Origin of the sequence: Melioribacter sulfuriphilus (genome assembly GCF_051488685.1) — a bacterium.
GTDB lineage: Bacteria > Bacteroidota > Ignavibacteria > Ignavibacteriales > Melioribacteraceae > Melioribacter.
Map to the genome: position 1 here is coordinate 77,821 of NZ_JBPSEH010000008.1, position 24,170 is coordinate 101,990.

The 24,170-nt window shown below is 38.8% G+C and carries 21 protein-coding genes; all 21 read left to right on the forward strand.

The window, feature by feature from the left end; translation table 11 throughout:
• Nucleotides 1-87 precede the first annotated feature (87 nt).
• The 21 genes from dut to atpG all read left to right on the forward strand — a co-directional run bounded on the left by dut (nucleotide 88) and on the right by atpG (nucleotide 24,144).
• Nucleotides 88-543 (forward strand): dUTP diphosphatase, encoded by a 456-nt coding sequence (dut, locus tag ACSSV9_RS11585; RefSeq protein WP_437347420.1) that lies wholly within the window; start codon nucleotides 88-90, stop codon nucleotides 541-543.
• A 14-nt stretch (nucleotides 544-557) separates the two neighbouring features.
• Nucleotides 558-4,019: a DNA polymerase III subunit alpha gene (gene dnaE / locus ACSSV9_RS11590; protein WP_437347421.1), complete on the forward strand. Its 3,462-nt coding sequence runs from the start codon at nucleotides 558-560 to the stop codon at nucleotides 4,017-4,019.
• A gap of 84 nt (nucleotides 4,020-4,103) precedes the next feature.
• Nucleotides 4,104-4,913, forward strand: a complete 810-nt coding sequence (locus ACSSV9_RS11595; RefSeq protein WP_437347422.1) for an enoyl-ACP reductase FabI — start codon at nucleotides 4,104-4,106, stop codon at nucleotides 4,911-4,913.
• Between the two features lie 30 nt (nucleotides 4,914-4,943).
• A complete protein-coding gene (locus tag ACSSV9_RS11600) occupies nucleotides 4,944-6,086 on the forward strand; it encodes an acyl-CoA dehydrogenase family protein (protein WP_437347423.1) in 1,143 nt (380 codons plus the stop codon).
• An 11-nt stretch (nucleotides 6,087-6,097) separates the two neighbouring features.
• Nucleotides 6,098-6,421 (forward strand): thioredoxin, encoded by a 324-nt coding sequence (gene trxA / locus ACSSV9_RS11605; protein WP_437347424.1) that lies wholly within the window; start codon nucleotides 6,098-6,100, stop codon nucleotides 6,419-6,421.
• A gap of 392 nt (nucleotides 6,422-6,813) precedes the next feature.
• Nucleotides 6,814-9,822, forward strand: coding sequence for a TonB-dependent receptor (locus ACSSV9_RS11610; RefSeq protein ID WP_437347425.1), 3,009 nt, complete (start codon nucleotides 6,814-6,816; stop codon nucleotides 9,820-9,822).
• Between the two features lie 31 nt (nucleotides 9,823-9,853).
• The gene (locus ACSSV9_RS11615; RefSeq protein WP_437347426.1) at nucleotides 9,854-13,135 is read left to right on the forward strand and encodes a T9SS type A sorting domain-containing protein; all 3,282 of its coding nucleotides are present in this window, start codon (nucleotides 9,854-9,856) and stop codon (nucleotides 13,133-13,135) included.
• 20 nt (nucleotides 13,136-13,155) lie between these two features.
• A complete protein-coding gene (locus ACSSV9_RS11620; RefSeq protein WP_437347427.1) occupies nucleotides 13,156-14,184 on the forward strand; it encodes a PorV/PorQ family protein in 1,029 nt (342 codons plus the stop codon).
• A 136-nt stretch (nucleotides 14,185-14,320) separates the two neighbouring features.
• Entirely contained in the window at nucleotides 14,321-15,679 is a 1,359-nt protein-coding gene (locus ACSSV9_RS11625) for a GWxTD domain-containing protein (protein WP_437347428.1), read from the forward strand.
• 2 nt (nucleotides 15,680-15,681) lie between these two features.
• Nucleotides 15,682-16,557: a lysophospholipid acyltransferase family protein gene (locus ACSSV9_RS11630; protein WP_437347429.1), complete on the forward strand. Its 876-nt coding sequence runs from the start codon at nucleotides 15,682-15,684 to the stop codon at nucleotides 16,555-16,557.
• Nucleotides 16,545-17,585: a glycosyltransferase family 9 protein gene (locus ACSSV9_RS11635; protein ID WP_437347430.1), complete on the forward strand. Its 1,041-nt coding sequence runs from the start codon at nucleotides 16,545-16,547 to the stop codon at nucleotides 17,583-17,585. Before ACSSV9_RS11630 ends, ACSSV9_RS11635 begins: the two co-directional genes overlap by 13 nt.
• Before the next feature lie 37 nt (nucleotides 17,586-17,622).
• Entirely contained in the window at nucleotides 17,623-18,468 is an 846-nt protein-coding gene (locus ACSSV9_RS11640; RefSeq protein WP_437347431.1) for a M23 family metallopeptidase, read from the forward strand.
• Nucleotides 18,469-18,477: 9 nt separating this feature from the next.
• On the forward strand, nucleotides 18,478-18,846 hold the full coding sequence (locus ACSSV9_RS11645; RefSeq protein WP_437347432.1) for a bactofilin family protein: 369 nt from the start codon (nucleotides 18,478-18,480) through the stop codon (nucleotides 18,844-18,846).
• The gene (locus tag ACSSV9_RS11650) at nucleotides 18,830-19,075 is read left to right on the forward strand and encodes an AtpZ/AtpI family protein (protein ID WP_437347433.1); all 246 of its coding nucleotides are present in this window, start codon (nucleotides 18,830-18,832) and stop codon (nucleotides 19,073-19,075) included. The genes ACSSV9_RS11645 and ACSSV9_RS11650 overlap by 17 nt, the downstream gene beginning before the upstream one ends.
• Before the next feature lie 61 nt (nucleotides 19,076-19,136).
• Entirely contained in the window at nucleotides 19,137-19,451 is a 315-nt protein-coding gene (locus ACSSV9_RS11655) for a hypothetical protein (RefSeq protein WP_437347434.1), read from the forward strand.
• 6 nt (nucleotides 19,452-19,457) lie between these two features.
• Nucleotides 19,458-20,297 (forward strand): F0F1 ATP synthase subunit A, encoded by an 840-nt coding sequence (gene atpB, locus ACSSV9_RS11660; protein ID WP_437347435.1) that lies wholly within the window; start codon nucleotides 19,458-19,460, stop codon nucleotides 20,295-20,297.
• 29 nt (nucleotides 20,298-20,326) lie between these two features.
• Entirely contained in the window at nucleotides 20,327-20,545 is a 219-nt protein-coding gene (gene atpE, locus ACSSV9_RS11665; protein ID WP_014854956.1) for an ATP synthase F0 subunit C, read from the forward strand.
• Between the two features lie 32 nt (nucleotides 20,546-20,577).
• Entirely contained in the window at nucleotides 20,578-21,123 is a 546-nt protein-coding gene (gene atpF, locus ACSSV9_RS11670; protein WP_437347436.1) for a F0F1 ATP synthase subunit B, read from the forward strand.
• Nucleotide 21,124: 1 nt separating this feature from the next.
• Nucleotides 21,125-21,697, forward strand: a complete 573-nt coding sequence (gene atpH, locus ACSSV9_RS11675) for an ATP synthase F1 subunit delta (protein WP_437347437.1) — start codon at nucleotides 21,125-21,127, stop codon at nucleotides 21,695-21,697.
• A gap of 9 nt (nucleotides 21,698-21,706) precedes the next feature.
• The gene (atpA, locus tag ACSSV9_RS11680) at nucleotides 21,707-23,254 is read left to right on the forward strand and encodes a F0F1 ATP synthase subunit alpha (protein WP_437347438.1); all 1,548 of its coding nucleotides are present in this window, start codon (nucleotides 21,707-21,709) and stop codon (nucleotides 23,252-23,254) included.
• 8 nt (nucleotides 23,255-23,262) lie between these two features.
• Nucleotides 23,263-24,144: an ATP synthase F1 subunit gamma gene (atpG, locus tag ACSSV9_RS11685; protein WP_437347439.1), complete on the forward strand. Its 882-nt coding sequence runs from the start codon at nucleotides 23,263-23,265 to the stop codon at nucleotides 24,142-24,144.
• Nucleotides 24,145-24,170: the final 26 nt, after the last annotated feature.

Here is a 24,170-nt window from a genome sequence, read left to right on the forward strand (position 1 = left end):
CCTAAATTTTTCTGCTAATTTTTGTACCTTTGTTCTTAATCTCTCTTGGGTTTTAACATAAACAAATCAATTAATTGTGGAACTATTGTGGAAAAAGTTCAAATAAAAATTCAAAGAATAGACAAAAAATTTAATGATATAGAATTACCCGCCTATGCAACTTCGGGAAGCAGCGGACTCGATCTAAGAGCCGCCGTAGAAGATAGAATTGTAGTCGAAAAGGGGAAAGTGGCGCTCGTGCCGACCAATTTACGAATTGAAATTCCTTCTGGCTACGAAGTTCAGATACGACCGCGCAGTGGACTGGCTGCTAAACACGGTATTGGAGTTCTAAATTCGCCCGGCACAATCGATTCGGATTACAGAGGTGAAATTAAAGTTATTCTTTTCAATTTTGGTGATTCGGATTTCGTTATTAGTAGAGGTGACCGGATAGCACAAATGGTTATATCAAAAGTATATTGCGCCGAAATTATTGAAACTGAGCACCTCAATGCCAGCACTCGCGGAGAAGGTGGTTTTGGTCACACGGGCAGCAAATAAGGAGAAGTGTATTAATGTCAGATTTTATTCATCTTCACAATCACTCGCATTACAGCTTGCAGGATGGAGCCTGCACAGTTGAGGATTTGATTGAGGCAGCAGTTAAAAATAATATGCATGCCGTTGCTTTAACGGATCACGGCGTGATGTTCGGTGCCCTTCAGTTTTATAAAAAAGCAATTAAAGCTGGAATCAAACCAATTATTGGAATGGAGGCTTACGTCGATTTTGAAAAAAGCCGTTTCGACAAAAAAGTCGATGCAGTCGACGGCAGAAAACGTTCTAAGCATTATAACCATCTTCTTCTGCTCGCAAAAAATGAGGTCGGTTATAAGAACCTTATGAAAATTTCAACAATCGGTCATACTGAAGGATTTTATTATAAACCACGAATCGATTGGGAAGTATTAAGCAAATATAAAGATGGTTTAATTTGCACTTCGGCATGTCCTGCCGGCCCAATTTCGACTCCGCTCATCAATAACGAATGGGATAAAGCCAGAGAGATTGCTATTAAACTTAAGGAATTGTTCGGCGAGGATTTTTATCTTGAAATTCAAAATCACGGAATGGAGATCGAAAAACCAATTCTGGAAGGCATGCCAAAATTAGCAAATGAACTTGGCATTAAGTTAGTTGCAACTAACGATACTCATTACATCGAAAAAGAACATGCAATATCTCATAACATTCTTATCATGCTCGGCGATAAATCGAGCAACTCGAATTATGAAGAATTGAGATATGGCACCGATCAAATCTATTTCAAATCTGCCGACGAGATGAAAAAAGTTTTGGGCAAATATAAAGGTGCAATCGAAAACACACTCGAAATTGAAGAAAAGATAAATCTTAAACTCGAATTCAAAGGTCACCACTATCCGGTCTTCCCTATACCCAAAGATTCCAATGCAAAAACGCTCGAAGAGTATTTAACTCAACTGGCATACGAAGGATTACATAAACGTTTCAAAAAAGTAACGAGAGAAATCGAAGATAGAATGAAGTATGAGCTTGACGTAATTATTAAAATGGGTTATGCGGGTTACTTTCTTATTGTACAGGATTTTATTAATGCCTCCAGAAAAAGGGGAATACCGGTTGGTCCTGGCAGAGGTAGTGCAGCCGGCAGTCTCGTGGCCTACTTACTCGGAATAACTAATGTTAATCCGCTGGAATACGACCTGTTGTTTGAACGATTTCTAAATCCAGAAAGAAGATCGATGCCCGATATCGATGTCGACTTTGCCGACGATAAGCGAGGCGAGGTTATTAATTATGTCAAAGAAAAATACGGCGAAAATTCTGTTGCTCAGATTATTACATTCAACCGCTTATCTTCCAAGCAGGTCATCAGGGATGTTGCGCGTGTTCTTAAAATACCAATTCCTCAGGTGGATAATATCACAAAATACATTCCCTCAAAATTCGGTAAAGTGTATACTATAGAACAGGCTTTGAAAGAAGTGCCCGAATTACAATGGCTCAACACAACTACCGATCCGATGATGCAGGAGTTAATCAAGCATGCGAAAATACTCGAGGGAATGAATCGTAACGCCTCGAAACACGCTGCGGGTGTTGTAATTACTCCAGGTGAAGTTAGTGATTATGTCCCACTTGCAATTTACGGCGAGCAAGGAGAAACTGCCACAGTAACTCAATTCAACATGAAGGACCTCGAAGAGGCTGGCCTTCTAAAAATGGATTTTCTCGGTCTGGATACTCTTTCGATCATCAGAGATACGATCGAACTTGTAAAACAAAATCGAGGAATTGAAATCGACATCGAGAATATTCCGACAGACGACGAAAAAACATTCGAACTTTTTGGCAAAGGGCAAACTACTGCAGTATTTCAATTTGAATCCGCTCCGATGAGAGAATACTTACGTAAGCTTAAGCCTAACAGCATTAAAGACCTTGCTGCAATGAATGCTCTCTATCGTCCCGGTCCGATGCAGTACATCGATGATTTCATCGACAGAAAGCACGGCAGGAAAGAAATTACTTATCTTCATCCCATACTCGAACCAATTCTTAAAGAAACCTATGGAATAATTGTCTATCAGGAGCAGGTAATTCAGATTGCAAATAAAGTTGCAGGTATGAGTCTTGCCGAGGCAGATCTTCTGCGTAGGGCAATGGGTAAGAAAGACCTCGAGGCAATGAAGGAGCAGCGCGATAAATTTATTAAAGGTGCCGTCGAAAATAATATCGATAAAAAAATTGCCGAAGAAATTTTTGAAGCTATCGACAAATTTGCCAATTACGGATTTAATAAAAGTCATGCGGTTGCATATAGTGTTGTGGCCTATCAAACGGCTTATTTGAAAGCCCATTTCCTCGAAGAATTTTTAGCTGCCAACCTTTCGAATAAATTCGACAGCACTGATAAAATAACAATACTACTCGATGATTGCCGAAAGCTAGGTGTCGAAGTGATGTCACCTGATATTAATCATCCTACGGTTAACTTTCAGGTGAAGAATAAAAAAATAATTTTTGGTATGGCAGCAATTAAAAACGTAGGTATCCAGGCTGTTGAAGAAATTAAAAAAGCACATGAAAATCTCGGCAGGGATTTTACAAGTATCTATGATTTTTGCTCACACGTTGATACGCGGATAGTTAATAAACGAGCAATCGAAGGACTTGTATTGGCTGGAGCTTTTGATTCACTTGGAGGAACTCGCTCGCAGTATTATGCAGCGATCGAAGAAGCTATCGAAATCGGGGCAAAAATTAAAGCAGCCCGCGAGTTACATTCAAACAGTCTATTTGCAGATGCTTCTGAAGATTTTACTTATGAAGAGCCTCCTTTGCCAGACGTCGAACCGTGGGACAGTAAAGAAAGACTGGCCAAAGAACGACAGGTGCTCGGTTTTTATTTGAGCGATCATCCCCTTAATAAATATGATATAGAGTACAGATCGTTTGCAACTTTCCATCTCGATGCCGAGCACGATACGATTACGAATGACATTGTAAGAGCATGCGGTGTGGTTACTGATGTGAGCATAAGAACCGACAAGAAAGGTAAACAGATGGCCTTCTTTAGGCTCGATGACTATTACGGAAGTTGTGAATGTATTATGTTTGCCAAAGCATATTCTGAATTTGGTAAATTAATCGAGTCAGAATCAACGGTAATTGTTATAGGAAAAGCTGAAAGTAGTGGAGATGCGGTTAAACTCCAGGTCGACGAAGCCTACGACCTTGCCGATGCAAGAAACAAATTGACAAGAAGACTCGGATTAATTTTGAATTCAAGATTACACAATGAATCAACAGTAGATAAACTTCATGATCTATTTGATACTTTCAGTGGTAGCATTCCCGTAATGATTAGAATAAAAAAAAATGGTAATCACAAAGACTACACGAGCGATTATCAGGTCGAATTGAAAGACGAGTTGATCGAAGAATTGAAAAAACTTTTGGGGAACGACAACATTATTTATTTAACATCATAATAAAAATTTATTTATTACGAAAGATTTGAATTGTTTTTTCATTTTCTTAAGTTTGCACCACATCAATCAACAAGAGGAAGATAAATGAAAAATAAGTGGGCATTAATTTTGGGCGCTTCGAGCGGTTTCGGAGGTGCCTCTGCCGTTGAGCTGGCTAAAGTTGGCTATAACATTTTCGGAATCCATCTCGACCGTCAGGCAACAATGCCTAATGTTCATAAAATTATTAAGAAGATTGAGAAGGAAGGACGGCAAGCTGTATTTTTTAATATAAATGCTGCAGACCACATAAAAATTAACGATACTCTGGACGAGATTAAAGAACGTTTTGCCTCCGATAAGGAGAGCGATAAAGTTCATGTTCTGATTCACTCTTTAGCTTTCGGTACCTTAAAACCGTATATCGGACCCAATCCCGCCGATTGTATAACACCCGCACAGATGAGTATGACTCTCGATGTAATGGCGCACTCGCTGGTATACTGGACTCAGGGACTGGTATTTCGAAATTTGCTTGCCGAGCGGGGACGTATCTTTGCATTGACCAGCGCCGGGTCTCATACGGTCATTCCGAATTACGGTGCTGTATCGGCAGCAAAAGCTGCTCTTGAATCTCATATAAGACAATTGACGGTTGAACTCGGTAGCATGAAAGTGGCATGCAATGCAATAATGGCCGGGGTAACCGACACTCCAGCAGGGCGTAAAATCCCGAACTTCGATAAAATGCTCTATTTCGCTGAGCATAAAAATCCACAAAAACGCCTTACAACTCCCGAAGATGTAGCCAGAGCGATTGTAGCTCTTTGCGATGAAAAGTGCGATTGGATTTCAGGTAATGTTATTGGCGTCGACGGTGGCGAATACATTGTAAATTACATTGGCGATAAATAATGCCATCATAAATAGATACAGGACGTAAAAATGAATGAATTCGCCTTTACTGAAGAGCAGAATATGCTCCGCAGCATCGTAAGGGATTTTGTTGACAATGAAATCAAACCAATTGCTGCAAAAATCGATGCTGAAGAAAAAATTCCTGAAGACCTTATCAAGAAATTGGGAGAATTAGGTCTACTCGGCATATCGTTCCCCGAAGAATACGGAGGGGGCAGTTTCGGTGAAGTAGGATATTGTATTATGCAGGAGGAAATTGCACGCGGCTGTATGTCTACAGCTACTTTTATCGGTGCGCATCAATCTATAGGTGCAAATGTAATTTACCTCGGTGGTAACGAAGAGCAGAAACAAAAATATCTCGTCCCTCTTGCAAAAGGCGAGAAAATAGGCGCATTTTGTCTAACAGAAGCTCAAGCGGGTTCCGATTCCTTTAATCTGAAAACACGCGCATATCTCGACGGCGATGAATGGGTGATTAATGGTGAAAAACTATGGATTACCAATGGAGGAATTGCTGATATAGTTTCAGTTTTTGCAAGAACAGAAAAAGGAATTACAGCATTTATAGTCGAAACCGATCGACCGGGTTTCTCTGCCGGACCACCTGAAAAAAAGATGGGTATTAAAGGTAGCACAACCAATCCGATTACATTCGACAATGTTAGAATTCCAAAAGAAAATATGGTAGGCCAGGAAGGTAGAGGTTTCATACTTGCCATGAAAACGCTGGATGCAGGTAGACTCGGTTTAGGAGCTGCATGTTTGGGAGCTTCGAAGGAACTTCTCGAACTATCGACTCGCTATGCAAAACAACGCAAACAATTTGATACCACAATTGCAAATTTTCAGGCAATTCAATTCATGCTCTCGGAAATGGCTTCTTTGATATACGCAATGGAATCGATGGTCTATCGTACGGCGGTCGATTACGACCTAAAGAAAGATATTTCCCATCAATCTGCTATCGTAAAATTATTTTGTTCCGAAGCACTCGATAAAATTGCCGATTATGCTGTTCAGATTCATGGTGGTATGGGATATTCACGCGAAATGCCAATTGAAAGATTTTATCGTGATTCAAGAATTAATAGAATTTTCGAAGGTACAAACGAAATACAAAAGGGCATTATAGCTCGTCACGTTCTAAAGAAAAACGGTAAATTATAAAAGGAGTTGTCATGAAACCATTTACATTTACGGACGGAAATTTCGAAGCCGAAGCTTTGAAATCAAATATACCTGTAATAGTTGATTTTTGGGCTGCCTGGTGTGGTCCCTGCCGAATGATTGCACCGATAATTGAAGAACTTGCTGAAGAATACAATGGCAAAATAAAAGTCGGCAAGCTCGACGTCGACGAGAATCAGCAGACGGCAATTAAATATGGCGTCCGGAGTATTCCAACAGTACTTTTCCTAAAAAATGGAGAAGTGGTCGACGCTATCATCGGGGCAGTGCCTAAAAGTGTTTTTGTTGAAAAAGTAGGCAAACTTTTGGGATAATTTGACTAAATTATTAAGAGAATTTTTTTAAAATTTCTTATAAAGTAATAAAGAAAAATTATCTGCATCTTTTTTTGAAAAGGAATAATAAAAATAAGTTTGTTAGTGTTGGATTGATGAAATAAAAATTGGTAAAGTTGAATGATTATTTGTGAAAATACTTCATAATTAGCTTGACAAAAATAAAGTTATTCTTTTATATTAATAACGCTTAATATGAAGCAAAGCTAAAAGGAGCTATTAAGTGTTTAATTCTTTTCTAGGGCTTATTGAATAATACAAATAAATTCCTTTTACACACAAAATTAGGAGGTAGCTATTGCAAGTGATGTTTACCGTATTACCTTTCAGATATCCTTTCTTTTATAAACCAACAAATTAAGGAGTAAAGTATGCATCGAAGAATTTTATACTTTTTGCTATTTCTTACTCTTATTCCTGCGCTACTAATGGCGGGAACAAGGGGTAGGATTAAAGGAAAAGTAGTAGATATGCAAACCGGAGATCCGCTAATCGGTGCCAATGTGATCGTTATGGGAACAACGATTGGTGCAGCTACGGATGCTAGCGGTGAATATCTACTTATTAACCTTGAGCCCGGTGTTTATGAGGTAAGAGCTTCATATCTGGGTTATCAAACCATAACAATTTCAAATGTTCGTGTTAGTGCAGATCTTACTACTGAACTCAATTTCCAACTACCTAGTGAAGATATCCAGGTAGGCACTGTTGAAATTGTGGCTCAAAAACCGCTAATACAAAAAGATAACACCAATGCAATTCGTGTTACATCAAGTGAAGATATCGAAGCTTTACCTGTGCGCGGAGTAAATAACATTATTGCTCTAACAGCAGGTGTAACGCTCCAAAACGGAGATATTTATATCCGTGGTGGTCGTAATGACGAAGTAGGTTATTATCTGGAAGGTGTATCGATTAAAAACCCAATTACCGGACGGAGAGGGGTTACTATCTCTCAGGATGCTCTCGAGGAAATTCAAGTACAGGCTGGTGGTTACACTGCTGAATTTGGTGGAGCTAATGCCGGTATTATTCGCCAGCAGTTCAAAACCGGCGGACCAGAATTGAAAGTAAGCTATGAGTATATAACAGATAATGTAACATTTAAGAGCAAAAAAGACGCATTTGACGGCAAAAAACGTCTTGGTGCTTACTGGTGGGGCTACAACGAACAAAGCGCCACATTGAGCGGTCCTCTCTTTTCTGATAGAGTTAAATTCTTTACTAATGTAAACTATAGATATGATAGAGATGGCAACCCGCAGCCATGGCCGGGGATGAACCTTGGCGTAATTGGCGATCCCGTTTCCAATGATACAATTAATTTCTATTATCCCGCAGGACCTCTGAAAGGACAACAAAGTGAATTTATTACATATACTGGAACTCTTAATTTCGATTTAAAACCAGTAATCATAAGACTATCTGGAACCTATACTACACAAAATGGTGCTACATCTGCCTACTCTGCAATACAGGATCTACTTCAGACAAGACGCGGGAAATTTGAATCGAATAATGGCGCTCTTAACTTGAAAATTACGCATGTGCTAACTCCTACTATGTATTATGAAGTATCTGCAGGTTATTATTTCTCAAACTATGAAGAATATACACCAGGACTTGGCTCGAATATCTGGGTTTATGGCGATAGTGTTGCAAATGCAGAAGCTGGATGGACAATACCCAGAACGCCAAAAGATATTGAAAACGGTGTATATGGCAGATATGTAAGCCCAACTTATGCTAATATCTATGGTTTTGATTTTGTAAGAGACGGTACAGTTCCGATTGGCTATGGAAAGAATGACAGACGAGGAATTTCACTTAATGCATCACTTTCATTTTTAGTCGGTAAAAATCATTCTTTCAAAGTAGGTGGTGAATATCAAACTTATACTTTAAGAAACTGGACACTTGGAACAGTTTCGCAGGTAGGTCTGGCAGCATCTGTCGATCAGTTTATTAATTCTTCAAATTATGATGGAACCGAAGCTTCATTAAATGCATACAAGCGGCAGCTTTTAATTACACGCGGTGTCAATAACTATGGATACGACGTTTTTGGAAATAAAGTTGACGATGGATACTTCGATGCTCCTCACAAACCTGTTTTTGCAGCTGCATATATCCAGGATAGAATTGAATACGAAGATCTCGTAATTAACGCTGGCTTAAGATTCGATTATATCGATATTGATAATCTCAAACTTGTAGATCCCACTAAACCAGATCTCGGCATCAATCCAACTACGGGTGAACTATATGAAGAAGGATGGGAAAAAGTACCTACCTTCAGTGCAGTAAGTCCTCGTTTAGGTTTCTCTTTCCCTGTTACAGATAAAACTGTATTCCACGCTCAGTTTGGTAAATTTATACAACAACCCGCATTAAGTACTGCTTACCGTGGATTGTATAGAGTAGGATTCGAAATTAAAGGTGGTTTCTTTATACCTCAACCAGCAGGTTTCAATTTGAGACCCACCAGAACCACTCAGTACGAGTTAGGCTTTACTCAGCAGTTAACAGATTTTATGTCTATCGATATTACCGGTTATTATAAAGACATTAAAGATCAAGTACAATTCACTAATCAGCCAGTAGATCGTAATTCAGCTTTCCAGAACTATAACGTATTGACTAATGGGGATTATGCTACTACGAAGGGTGTTGAAATTACGCTTAACATGAGAAGATACGAAAGGCTGTCAATGAATGCATCCCTTTCGTTCCAGGATGCACGCGGTACAGGATCAAATCCCTATTCTAATAGTGGTATTGTAGGTGCTCCTCTTGATGGTGTTACAATCTTTGTTCCAAAATATATCAGTCCTCTTTCCTACAATCAGGCTTTGAGAGGAAATGTCAATCTTGATTATCGATTCGGTCCGAACGATGGTCCAGCTTTGCTGCATGATTTTGGAGTATCAGTACTTGCTATGTTTAATAGTGGTCATCCCTTCACACGTGGTATTGGTGCTTTGAATGCCGAAACCGACGCTCGATTCCGTCAACCGCTCGAAGCTTTGAATAGTTCAGTTACACCGGGAGAATTCCAGGTAGACTTACGTATTGATAAAACTTTCAGATTGATGGATAAACTTTCTATGAATGTTTATGTCTATGTAATTAATCTCTTTGATAATCTCAATATTCGCAACGTATTCTTAAGAACCGGTTCTCCCCAAGACGACGGTGTGATTTATAACCCCGAATTATCACAACAATTGATTGAGACATATGGTGAAAAATATATTGATTTATACAAAGCTATCAATGTTGATTATCAAGAAGGTTATGGCGGAGTGCCGGGTGCGCTTACTAATTTAATGTATGGACCGCCTCGTCAGATTAGATTAGGTGTAAGATTGGAATACTAATCATAAAGTTTGAAAAAAAGAGGAGTAAAACATGAATAAAAAATTAATCAGACTAATAAACTTAACGCTAATGCTGTTGGCGTTTACAGCGCTAACCTTTGCCAAGGGAGGAGGCGAAAAGAAAGCCAATTCTCTTTTCAAAGCGTTGGGTGAACCTGTTTATACAAAGTTCAATATCAATAATATCTCTACTTGGATTAAAAATGACGGCGAATCCGATATTAATCAAAACGGTAATTCAGGATTTGTTTTCCCAAAAGGAAGTAACAGAACCGCTGTATTCCAGTCGGGCTTCCTGTGGGGAGGTAAAGTAGATGATCAATTTCGTGTTGGTGGCTCGACTTATCGGCAGGGGACTGTACCAGGTAGAATATTACCAGATGGTACTCCTGCTAATCCAGCTGACCCGGATGTAAGAATTTATCGTGTTAGAAGAGATTATAAAGATGGCGATTTAAGCGCTGAATTGGCTGATGGTGATGGACCTACGATCGAAGCTATCAGAGCACAGTATGAAAAAGACTGGAATGAATGGCCAGCAAGCCAGGGCGCTCCGTTTGAAGATGTTAATGGTGACGGCCAGTATAACCCTGCTGTCGATATACCTGGGGTTCCCGGAGCTGATCAAACTATCTGGTTCGTTTGTAACGACTTAGACCCCGCTCAAACCGACTTTATGTACGGCTCTTTACCGATGGGAATTGAAGAACAAGTTACAATATGGGGTTATAATGCTACCGGAGCTCTGGGAAATATGTTGTTCCGTAAATATATAATTATCAACAAAAATCCCGAGCAAAAACCTTTCACGGAGATGTATGTCTCCATGTGGTCAGACCCCGATGTTGGTGATGCAGGCGACGACTTTGCGGGATGCGATACCACTCTCAGTTTAGGTTTTGCTTATAATGCAAACGCTACAGATGCTGTTTATAATCCTCTTCCACCACCAGCAGTTGGTTTCGACTTCTTCCAGGGACCTATTGTTGATGGCGAAGCTGAAGATGTTGCTATCTACAAAGGTAAATATATACAGGGCAAAAAGAATTTGCCGATGACGGCATTCTACTTCTTCATAAACGGCGACAATGTTTATAGTGACCCTGATCTGGGATTGTATGAAACCGGTACTTTGCAGTGGTACAATTTATTTAGAGGAAGAGTATCAACTACAGGAGATCCTTTTGTTGACCCCACAACCGGTCAACCAACGAAATTTACTTTAGCTGGTGATCCTATAACTGGAACTGGTTGGTTAGATGGTATGCTTCATCCACCAGGAGATCGTCGTATCGGTTCTGTATCCGGTCCATTTGAAATGGCTTATGGTGATACTCAGGAAGTTGTAGTTGCTGAAATTGCTGCTGGAGCAGTTGAAGGTGTCGATCGATTAGGCGCTGTACAATTATTGAAATTCTACGACCTGCAGGCTCAATTAGCTTACGACAACTTCTTTAACGTTCCAACACCACCTCCGGCTCCTGTAGTAAATGTAGCTGAGATGGATGAAGAAATTATTTTATCCTGGGGCAGCGACCCTGCAAAAGTAAACGCCACCGAAACTTATTCGAAAGGTGGGTTTGAATTCCAGGGTTACTGTGTATACCAGTTACCAACAAAAACAGCTCAGGCAAGCGAGGCCCGTTTGATTGCTACTTATGATGTTGTTGACGGCGTTCTTAAGATTACAGATAAAGAATTTGATGCTACTTCAGGCGTAGTTCTCGATCGCGTTGTTAAATTTGGTAGCGACTCTGGTATAAAGAGATATATCAGTATTAAGAATGATGTATTCAAAGGCGGATTACCTTTAAATAATGGCAGTAAATATTACTTTGCAGTAACTGCTTACGCTTATAATCCTGATCCTGCAGCAGTACCGAGAGTGCTGGAAAATCCAATGAATGTCATCGAAGTTGTACCTCAATCTCCAAAACCTGGTATACGTTACGAAGGTGAAGTGGGACAGGTTCTCGATGTAACACATTCTGCAGGTTTCAGTGATGGTATCGTAACACCGATAGTTGTAGATCCTACAAAGTTAACCGGTGCTGACTATACAGTTACATTTAATATTGACGCGGAAGGCAACAAAACATGGAATGTCCTGAGAAATGGACAAACTGTTCTTGCAAATCAAACCCATTACGGCGATGATAATGAATTTATTATCGTTGATGGTATACAAATTGGGGTTCAAGATGCTCCAGCAATGATTAAAGGTCCTGGCGAAGGTGATGGTATGGTTGAAGTTGCTTATGCAGGTGCTCCACTTGATCCCTCGAAATACGATGCTGCTGGTGCACCGTACAAAGGCAACAAAGTATGGCACAGTCTTAATTCTTCAGGCGGTGATAGATATTATGTTAGTGCTGGTGGTGGTAGCGGCACTATCGACCGTTTATATAGATATGTAAATTATGCTGCACCATACGATTACGAATTTAGATTTACTGAAAATGGTGGGTACGCTGTTTTTGCATTCACTGACGATAAAATTGCAAGAGTTCCATTTGAACTCTGGAACATTGGTATCGGTACACCAGATGATCCTTCAGACGATTTTAGAATGATTCCATTTTTAGTTGAAAATGTTGCAACATCCGATCAATGGGGTTGGGCAACAGGTGAGGACCCGTATTTTGGTTATCCCGCTTCTGACTGGGTCTACTGGATGGATCCGAAGGATAGAACACCAGGAGATGTTGGTTATAAACAATTTGAAAACACGTGTATCCAATCTGGTGGTGCAGGTGCAACATACAATTACGCATTCGATGTCGATCCAAATGCAGGTGATTATAATGCTGATTTCCATGGCGGCTTTGTTTATCCGATTGGTAGATTTGTCGTCTGTGATTTTGACGGCGACGGAAAAATGCCACCAGCAGGAACAGTTATCAGAATTAACTATAATAAACCGATAAGTGCTGAAGATAAATATACTTTCAAGGCTCCTTCAGTTGTAAACGATCCCGAACTGGCAAAAGAAGACGTTGAGGATGTCAACGTATTTCCGAATCCGTACTATGGAGTCAATCCGCAGGAAATAAACAAATACCAGCGTTTTGTAACTTTCAACCACTTACCACAGAAGGCTACAATTCGCATATTTAATCTTGCTGGTCAATTGGTTAGAACGCTCCATAAAGATACACCGGATCAATTCTTCAGATGGGATCTCAACAATGAAAGTGACCTTCCGGTAGCAAGCGGATTGTACATAGTACATATTGATATGCCGGATTTAGGAAAAACGAAGATACTCAAAGTCGCTATAATTCAAGAACAGCAAATTCTTGATCGATTCTAAAAAATTGAAGGAGATTGAAAATGAAAAAAATAAATTTAATAACCTTAGTACTATTAACACTATTCATCGCAGGCAGCCTATTTGCAGGCGGTGGTAGTCGTAATGGAACTGCCGGAGCAACTCAGCTGCTGGTTCCTGTTGGTGCGCGAGGTATATCGATGGCTGGTGCTACTCTTGTTGACGCTACTGGGGTAGAATCTCTCTACTGGAACCCGGCAAATTTAGCTCGCGGTGAGTACAATACCTATGCTCTCTTTTCTCATATGAATTACTTTGCCGACATTAATGTTGAATACGGCGCAGTTTCTACTAATATCGAAGGCATTGGCGCACTCGCTTTCTCGATTAAATCAATTGCAGTTGGCGATATCCCTGTTACTACTGTTCAAAATCCCGACGGTACAGGCCAAACTTTCAGCCCTTCTTTTATAACCGTTGGTATGACTTATGCTCGTATGCTGAGCGATCGTATTTCGGTTGGTCTTACGGCAAACATAGTATCTGAAAAAATAGACCTTGTTTCTGCGACTGGTATTGCCTTCAACCTCGGTATCTCCTATAAAAATCTCGGTAATATCGACGGTTTGAGCTTTGCTGTCGTTCTGAAAAACCTCGGTCCACAAATGGACTACGATGGCAGCGGTCTTAATGTTAAGGCTATTTCCACAGATCTTTCGAGACCTACTCAGTATTACAAAATCGACGCTGCATCCTTCGAGTTGCCTTCAACTCTGGAATTAGCACTGGGCTATAATTACCAGTTTAACGAGACCAATTCATTAATCGTTAACGGCGTTTTCCAGAACAGCAATTTCTACGGCGACGAATACAGGTTCGGTGCTGAATATGCTTATAACGATTTATTCTTCGTTCGCGGCGGTTATACTTTTATGCCTGAGCTCGACAGCGACAGCAACACCTTCGGTTTAACAGCGGGCTTTGGTATTAACTATAACCTCGGTGGTCTCGGATTTAAAATCGATTATGCTTTCAGGGAAATGAAGTTCTTCAACGATAATCATGTCTTTACAGTAACTTTAGGACTGTGATTCGGATACATTAATTCACAGCAGGAAGCCCTCGAATAGAGGGCTTCTGCTTTTTAAATCTATCGCTGAGATTTGATTCTCTTTTTTCATTTCGTTAAATATGCATCATCAAAATTATTGGTGGGGTTATTCTATAATGAAAAAATTATTTTTTATTCTATTTATCTTCTCTACTATAAATATTTTTGGTCAGGACGAACTTGCTTTCGAATTTGATTACGCACGATTCAAATATGATACATCCTCTGTTTATATCGAATTCTACTACGACTTAATGCCTTCCCAAATGACGGTTTCTAATGACCTTAAAATCGAAGCAATTGTTCACATCGAAATTAAGAATTTGACTACCGATACTTTGTTTTTTAGGAAAGACTGGAAAATTGCAAATTCTGTCGATACTACTAACACTTTGAAGTCGTATACCGGAGTAGTTGGTATGGTCATTCCCAAGGGGAAATATTCTCTGTATATCAAAGCTTACGATTCGAATAATCCTTCGTTATCGAAGGAAATAAATGAAATTATTGAAGCAATCCCAATTAAAGAAGATAAATATGCTTTGAGTGATATCCAGATAGCTACAAATATTAAAAAAGAAGGTGCCAATCCAAATTCAATTTTCTATAAAAATACTCTCGAAGTAATTCCAAATCCCTCGATGATTTTCAGCCATAAAATGCCTGTTCTTTTTTACTACGTGGAATTGTACAATCTCAAACTTAAAGATCCGAACGCAGACTTTACACTATACAAGGAGCTTTTTAATAGCAGTAGCAAGAAGGTGGATGGACAATCGAGAAAAATTCCTCAAAACGATAAGTCAACAGTCGATATCGGATTCTTTAATTTGTCAAAATTACCTACAGATTCTTACACTCTTAAGTTGAGTTTAGTAAATAATAGTACGAATGAAGGATATGTGTCTTCGAAAAGATTTTATTATTATAACCCTGAGTTCGTTGATACGGCTACAAATTTCAGAATTAATAGAGGATTTGCCGGTAGCGAGTTTGCCATAATGACTTCTGAAGATTGCGATAAAATGTTCGACCAGATAAAATATATTGCATCGGGAAATGAAATCAGTCAGTATAAAAAGCTCGATTCTCTCAACGGCAAACGAGAATTTCTTTATACATTCTGGCAAAGAAGAGACCCTGATCCATCGACATCTATAAATGAATTTAAAGAAGATTATATGCGTCGACTTGAGTATGTGAACCAAAATTTCAGTAATTATACACGTCCAGGATATCTTACGGACAGGGGACGCGTTTATCTCATATACGGCGAACCCGACCAGCGGGATCGATATCCTAATCAATCGAACATGAAACCTTACGAGGTCTGGTTCTATAATCAAATCGAAGGTGGTGTAACTTTTATTTTTGGGGACGTGACCGGATTTGGAAATTATGAGTTGCTCCATTCCGACAAACGCGGTGAAGTGCGGGACGACAACTGGCAATACAGATTAAAAACCACTCAATAAGAATGCCCGACAAAAATAAAATCGAGTACTTTCTTTTTAGAAGTCTGGTTGCAGTTTTTAATAAAATCGGTCTTAATCGTACCAGAAAATTAGCACGTATTATTGGCTTCTTATTCTATTATTTAATTCCTATTCGAAAATCTACCGTACTGAAGAATTTAAGAAAAGCATTCCCGGAAAAATCTAAAAAAGAAATTCATAAAATTGCCAGGCAAAATTATGTTCATATGTCAATTACATTTTCCGAACTGATGATTTTGCCTTCTCTTGAAGACACAGAAATCAAAAACGAAATTATTTTTGAAAATAAGGCGCATATTGAAGAGATAATTAACAATGAAAAAGGAACGATACTACTTACCGGTCACTTTGGCAATTGGGAAGTTATTATGTCGGCATTGGCTGTTAATATTCCAGCTGTCTATAATGTTCTGGTTAAACCACAAAGAAATATTTACATTACAAAGTGGTTAGAAAGCACACGCAAGCGCGGAAATATTAGGGTTATTCCCTCTGGTGTAACGGTTAAACAAATATTTAGTGCACTTAAAAATGGGGAAGTGGTTGGCATTGCCGGTGACCAGCGAGGACCAGCAGATGCGTTTCGATTCAGCTTCTTTGATGTACCAACGGCTCTAAATACCGGAGCTGCAGCGTTTGCGCTAAAAACAGGTAGCGATATTCTTTTGCTTGTTGCTGTACGTCAGCATGATTTCAAATATAAAATTTATACAAGTAAATTAGAGCTCGATTTAGTACAGGGGGAATACAATGAAAAATTAATTTATATAACTCAAAACTATATTTCCTTCCTCGAAAGCTATATCAGAAAATATCCCTCGCAGTATTTCTGGATGCACAAAATATGGAAGTACTGAATAAACATGAAAAAATACTCGTAATCCAAACTGCTTTTATGGGCGACGCAATCCTCACTCTACCGCTAATAAGGAAATTAAAAGATTCATTTCCTAACAGTATTATTGACGTACTTACTATACCGCAATCAAAAGAGATATTTGAAAATTCTCCCTTTGTGGATGAACTGATTTTATACGACAAAAGAAGGGATAAATCTTTCAATACTTTCTTCTCTATTATTAAAGGAATACGAAGTAAAAAATATACGCGACTTTATTCCCCACACCGTTCTTTCCGTTCTTCTCTCGTTGCATTAATGTCAGGGATAAAATTCAGAGCGGGATTTGATAAAGCTGCAATGAGTTGGGTTTATAATTATCGCGCTGAGTATCATAATTCTATTCACGAGGTGGAAAGAAATCTCAGACTTGCTGGGCAGAATGAAAAAGATGATTCCTGGAAAATATTTCCTGAATTTTTAATAGAAGAAAAAGTATTGATAAAAGTTAAATCTCTTTTGCCATCTTCGGAAAAGAAAATAATATGCATAGCTCCTGGCTCTGTATGGTCTACCAAAAGATACCCACGCTACGACGAAGTAATAAAAAAATTAATTGAAAAGAACTATTTCGTAATTTTGATCGGAGGACCAGACGACATCTCTCTATGCGAAAATTTGAGTAAAAACTTCGACATGACGGATTTAATTTCTTTAGCAGGAAAATTAACAGTAATTGAAAGCGTGGCTTTGCTGATGAATTGCGATGCGCTGATTTCAAACGACAGTGCACCAGTGCATATGGCTATGGCAACAGATACGCCAGTTATCGACGTTTATTGCTCAACGGTTCCCGAATTTGGCTTTTACCCATATAGCCGTTTCAGTTCGATTGTCTCTTACGCAGGTCTCGAATGCAAACCGTGCGGCATTCATGGACATAATTCATGTCCTATTAAATCATTCGATTGCGGGTATATGCTCGAGCCGGACATTATTGTTAATGAATTGGAACGCTTGCTAATTCGAAAGCAAAAATCTAACTAAATTGTTATTTTAAGGCTGTCTATCACGGAATTTATTGATGAACTGGCTTAACTTAAAAAAATTCAAAAAAATATTTTTCCTTCTTACCCCGAATATTCCCGACTCGGGTACAAAAACTTATAAGTTAAGTCTACTCCGTGCAAGTGCCTATGTTTTTATCTATACTGTAGTTGCATGGTTCATCCTGATTTTCATTCTTTCAGTTACACCAATCAAGAATTTTATGTTTGTACTGGACAATCAGGAACTGAAACTCCAGCGAGAAAAAATAAACGAACTGCAGGGGAAAGTAAACTTATTGACTTCACAGCTCGAAAAAATCGCTTCTACCAATGAAAAGTTAAAATATGCGGTAATGCTGGCAAATTCAGATTCATCCGATTCTACGCGTATTCTTTACGACTCACTTCAAAAGAATATTAAAAAACGAATCGAACTTGGCGGGAATATTTTGAAAGCGATTTCGTTATTATATTATAAATTATCCGAGCAAGATAAAGAAACCGGGAAACCAATCTTTTTTTTTACACCCGTCAGAGGTGTCATCACAAAAAAATTTAATCCCTCCGAAGGGCATATGGGACTTGATCTGGGAGTTAAAGAAGGGACTCCAATTTATGCCGCAGCCGGTGGACTGGTTATCTTTGCCAACTATACAATTGACTATGGATATACAATCATTCTTCAACATGATGACAATTATATTTCGATCTACAAACATTGCTCTGAGCTTTTGAAGAAGCCGCAGGATTATGTGGTGGCTGGCGAATTAATCGCTCTAAGTGGCAATTCGGGTACGAAAACCACAGGACCACATCTCCATTTCGAATTGTGGTTTAAAGGCAAACCTGTCGACCCCGAGCAATATATTCTAATTAAATAGGAGTTTAATATGGCATTGAAAAAAGAAATTAACGAAGAGGAAGTAAGTATAATTAGCAACGGCGTAAAAATCGAAGGTAATATTAATAGCGAAGGAAACGTAAGAATTGACGGAATAGTTAGGGGAAATCTTTCAGTTAATGGAAATTTGACTATGGGCGAGCAAGCTCAAGTTATTGGAGAAATTAAAGCACGTAATGTAATTACAAACGGCAAAGTAGAAGGTAAAATTATAGCTGCCGAAAAATTGCGCCTTGAATCGAAAGCGGTCGTCAAGGGTGATATTATATCAAGAATATTAATTGTAGAAGAAGGTGCGGTCTTCGACGGAAATAGCAGTATGAATGCACCCAAGCTATCTAATGAAGAAAATAAATAACACAACGTCTAAACTTACTGAAACTTACAAAACTGTCGGTCCGTATCTCGGTCTGGGTACACAACTGGCTGCTACAATCATACTAATGTTCTTTCTGGGAAGGTGGCTCGACAAAAAATTCAATTTGCATCCCTGGTTAACGATTATTTTTTCGTTTTTCGGCGGATTTGCAGGAATTTACAATTTTATAAAAGCTGTTATGAGTTTAAATAAGAAAAAAAATGATTAGAGCAGCTAAAAATATATTAGTTCTATATATGTTTTTGAATTTAACTGTTCTTATGACCTTTATGACAAATATTATAAATTCAGGTCTATTTATCTCTATAATGGTGCCCAGTGGTATTGTTTTCATAAATTTTATTGTCTTTTCATTATTGTATAAAAAGTCGACAGAAAAAGGGAATAAAATTTTTCTTCTTTATAACCTGGGAGGTATGGGTTTAAGGATGATTCTGGTTTTGCTTCTAATTTTTCTTTCTTTAAAATTCTTGAAAATTGATAAATATGGGTTTATATTTGCATTCTTTATATGGTATATTTTGTTTTTAATAGTCGAGATAAAAGCCGTAAAGGCAAAAGCGGATGCAATAAAAGGTAAATAATTAAAAATGTGGTATAATACCTCTGCAGTAACAGATACTTTGAAAGCAGCGGAATCGGGAGGAAATGATTCCGGTTGGATAATGCACCACATACTCGATTCGAGAGAACTCGATTTCGAGCCTTTTGGCATTATTCATCTACCAGAAATTCACCTTTTTGGAATTGACCTGTCGATTACCAAACATGTAGTCTTTATGTGGGTTGCTGCTTTAATGTTAATTTTTATCTTCTGGAAAGTTTCTAAGGAATACCGGAAATCGCACGTACCTCACGGCGTATCAAATTTAATGGAAGTTCTGATTGTTTTCGTACGCGACGAAATTGCACGGCCAACCATCGGTAGTGGATACGATAGGTTTCTCCCATACCTTTTGACAGTCTTTTTCTTCATACTTACTTGTAATTTTTTAGGACTTGTGCCGTATGCTGCAACTGCCACGAGTAATATAGCCGTTACAGCTACATTGGCCACTATGTCTTTTTTTGTTATTCAGATTGGTGGCATAATTAAAAATGGATTCTTCGGTTATTTCAAAGGTCTAATACCGCACGGTATACCGGTCTGGCTGATACCTATTATGTTTGTCGTTGAAATATTGGGACTCTTTACAAAGCCATTTGCACTGGCAATTCGTCTTTTCGCAAATATGACAGCTGGACATATTGTTATATTGGCTCTGCTTGGTTTGATATTTATTCTTAAAACATATATTGTTGTTCCTGTTTCAGTTGCATTTGCTCTTTTTATCTATTTGCTCGAAATTTTGGTTGCATTAATACAGGCATACATTTTTACAATGCTTTCATCCCTGTTCATCGGGATGGCATATCATCAAGAACATTAATTAATAACAGATATTAAAGGAGGAATTAAATGGATTTCGCATATTTAGCAGCCGGTTTTGGAGCAGCATTAACAGTTATTGGCGGTGCCTTTGGCATCGGTAAATTAGCCAGCTCAGCAATGGAAGCCAGCGGTCGTCAACCTGAAGCTGCAGGTGATATCAGAACTTCTATGATTATTGCTGCAGCATTAATCGAAGGTATTTCGCTCTTTGCGCTCGTTATTTGTATTCTTCTGGCATTAAAATAATATTTGACTCTTTTATTTAAGGAATCATTATAATGATACTTGGGAAAATGTTTGCTCTGCTTCTCTTTAACACAGGCGAGGCTCCAGGTAGTCCACTTGATGTTAACCCGGGACTTATAATCTGGACACTCGTTACTGTTGCTCTGTTGCTGGTTATTTTGAAGAAGATAGCCTGGAAACCGATTCTTAATTCCTTAAATGAAAGGGAAAATTTAATACGAGAATCTCTTGAAAAAGCTGAAAAGGCAAGAATTGAGGCTGAAAAGCTTTTCGAGCAAAATAAAGAAAACCTCAAAAAAGCCGAAGCTGAAGCTCAAAAAATTATTGAACAGGGTCGGCAATATGCCGATAAGTTACGTGAACAAATTCTCGAAGACAGCAAACAACAAGCCAAGAAAATGATTGAAGAAGCTACCCAAGAAATCGAACGTAAAAATGCCGAAGCATTTTCTAAATTAAAAGATCAGGTGGCAGACATTGCAGTATCAGCAGCAGAAAAAATATTGAGAGAAAATCTCGATAAAGAAAAACAAATTAAAATTATCACAAAGTACCTGGAAGATCTATCTAAGAATTGATATGAGTGTATACAGAGTTGCATATCGTTATGCCAATTCACTTTTCAGTTTATTGCTTGAAAAAGCAAAAGACAACGAGGCTTTGCTCGACGAAGCAGCTTCGGATGTCGATTTTGTTTTCAGTACGCTGGAAGCTTCCAGAGAGCTTAGAGCGATTCTGAAAAATCCAGTAGTCAAGCATTCTGATAAGAAAGCTATTCTCCATTCGATTTTTGAAAACAAAATTTCTAAAGTTATTGTTGATTTTATCGATTTCGTTCTCGAAAAAAACAGACAGGATATTCTCAAAGAAATTATGCACGAATTCCTTTCTCTCTATGATGAAAAAAAAGGAATACTCAGAACACAGGTAACTACCGCGGTGGATATTCCTGACGAATTAAAGGAGGAATTGAAAAAAAATCTTGAGAAAGTTACCAGAAAACAAATTATTCCTACTTACAATGTAGATGAAAAAATAATGGGTGGTTTCAAGGCTCAATACGGAGATACTATAATTGATGCCTCTGTAAAGAGTCAACTGGGACGCCTGAGAAAAAAATTATCTGAAGATATTAGTTTATCGAACAATTAGGAAAGAAAAATGGTAGAAATCAGACCTGACGAAATATCGGCAATTTTAAGAAAACAACTTGCCGGCTACGACAACGAAGTTGAAGTTTATGATGTCGGAACTGTATTACAGGTGGGTGACGGTATTGCGCGTATTTATGGATTGTCGAAAGTAATGGCAAGCGAACTGGTGGAATTTCCAAATAATGTTATTGGAATGGTGCTCAACCTCGAAGAGGACAGTGTCGGTTGCGTACTTTTTGGCGAATCGAGCTTAATTAAAGAAGGCGATACTGTAAAAAGAACCAAACGAGTTGCTTCGTTTCCCGTCGGCGAAAAACTATTGGGCAGAGTGGTTGACCCGCTCGGTCAGCCTCTTGATGGCAAAGGCGCTATTCAATTCGAAAAATACGCTCCAATTGAAAGAAAAGCCCTCGGAGTAATTTATCGTCAACCAGTTAAAGAACCGCTTCAAACTGGTATAACGGCCATCGACTCGATGATTCCAATTGGAAGAGGCCAGAGAGAGCTTATCATTGGTGATCGTCAGACTGGTAAAACTGCCATTGCTATCGATACAATTATTAATCAAAAGTATACTCATACCGAGGAAGCGAAAAAATACGGTATTAAACCCGTTTATTGTATTTACGTTGCAATCGGGCAGAAAAATTCTACAGTTGCGCAGGTAGTAGCTAAACTTGAAGAAAATGGAGCTATGGAATATACCACTGTAGTTTCCGCACCGGCTTCGGCTCCTGCTCCTTTGCAGTATATTGCGCCGTATGCAGGTACTGCGCTGGGAGAATATTTTAGAGATTCGGGTCGTCATGCACTTGTAATTTATGACGATTTATCGAAGCAAGCAGCTGCATATAGAGAACTATCGCTTCTTTTGAGAAGACCTCCAGGACGCGAAGCCTATCCTGGCGACGTTTTCTATCTTCACTCCCGCTTACTCGAACGTGCTTCCAAATTAAGTGAAGATCTTGGCGGAGGAAGCCTGACGGCATTACCAGTTATCGAAACACAACAGGGTGACGTTTCGGCATACATTCCTACAAACGTTATTTCGATTACAGACGGTCAGATTTATCTTGAACCAAATTTGTTTAACGCAGGTGTACGCCCGGCAATCAATGTGGGTATATCGGTTTCACGTGTGGGTGGTAACGCACAAATCAAAGCTATGAAAAAAGTAGCAGGTTCACTCAAACTCGATTTAGCACAGTATCGTGAACTCGAAGCGTTCGCAAAATTTGGCTCGGACCTCGATAAAGCTACACAGAAAACGCTTGCTAAAGGTGCTCGCCTCGTTGAGTTGCTCAAACAAGGTCAGTATACACCGATACCCGTTGAGAAACAAATTGTAAGCGTTTTTATCGGGACGAACGATTACCTTGAAACAATAGAAGTAAAAGACGTAAAAAGATTTGAAAAAGAATTTCATGAATATGTGGAGTTGAAGTATCCTCAAATTTATGAAAATATCCGTACTACAAAAGAATTGAAAGAAGACACTGTAGAACTGCTTAAAAAGGCAGCAGAAGAATTTTTACAAAAATTCAATAAATCCTGATTATAAGAATGGCAACGCTTAGGGACATAAAAAGAAGAATTATTGGCGTAAAGAGCACGCAGCAAATAACCAAAGCAATGAAAATGGTAGCAGCGGCGCGACTACGCCGGGCGCAGGAAAATATTATTAATGCTCGTCCTTATTCGCGTAAAATTTCCGAAGTGTTGTCTCACCTCTTAAAGATCGAAAAGAACTTCAGCCACCCGTTTTTAACTGATCGCAAAGTAGAAAGCGTTGCCTTTGTTATCGTTACTTCCGACAGAGGGCTTTGCGGCAGTTTTAACATGAACGTTATCCGTACAGCCGAAGAATTGATCAAAAACGACTACAATAGATATTATGAAGAAGGCAAATTAGAACTTTATTGTGTAGGCAAAAAAGGACTCGATTATTTTAGTACACGAAATTACAAAGTGGCTGGTGCACACCCCGGAATTTTTTCTCGCTTGAAATTTGAATTCGCTTCCGGCTTAATCAAAGAACTGACGCATAAATTTATTAACGTGCAAATTGATAGAGTCGTTGTTATTTATAACGAGTTCAGGTCAATTATTCAACAAAAAACAGTTGTAGAACAATTATTACCGATTGTACCATTTGTTGAAGAAAATCAAGAAGTGAACGTAGCTGAGTATATATACGAACCGGATAAAGTTGGCATAATCAATTCATTGCTTCCCAAGCATCTCAATTCACAAATGTGGAAAGTGTTGCTCGAATCGTATGCTGCAGAATTGGGCGCCAGAATGACGGCAATGGATATGGCTACTGAAAATGCCAAAGAATTAATCAGAAACTTGCAGATAACATATAATAAGGAAAGACAGGCAACTATTACTCGAGAGATAATTGAAATTGTATCCGGGGCAAATGCACTTAAAGAAGGATAAACCCGTTAGAATAGAAGCCGGAACTG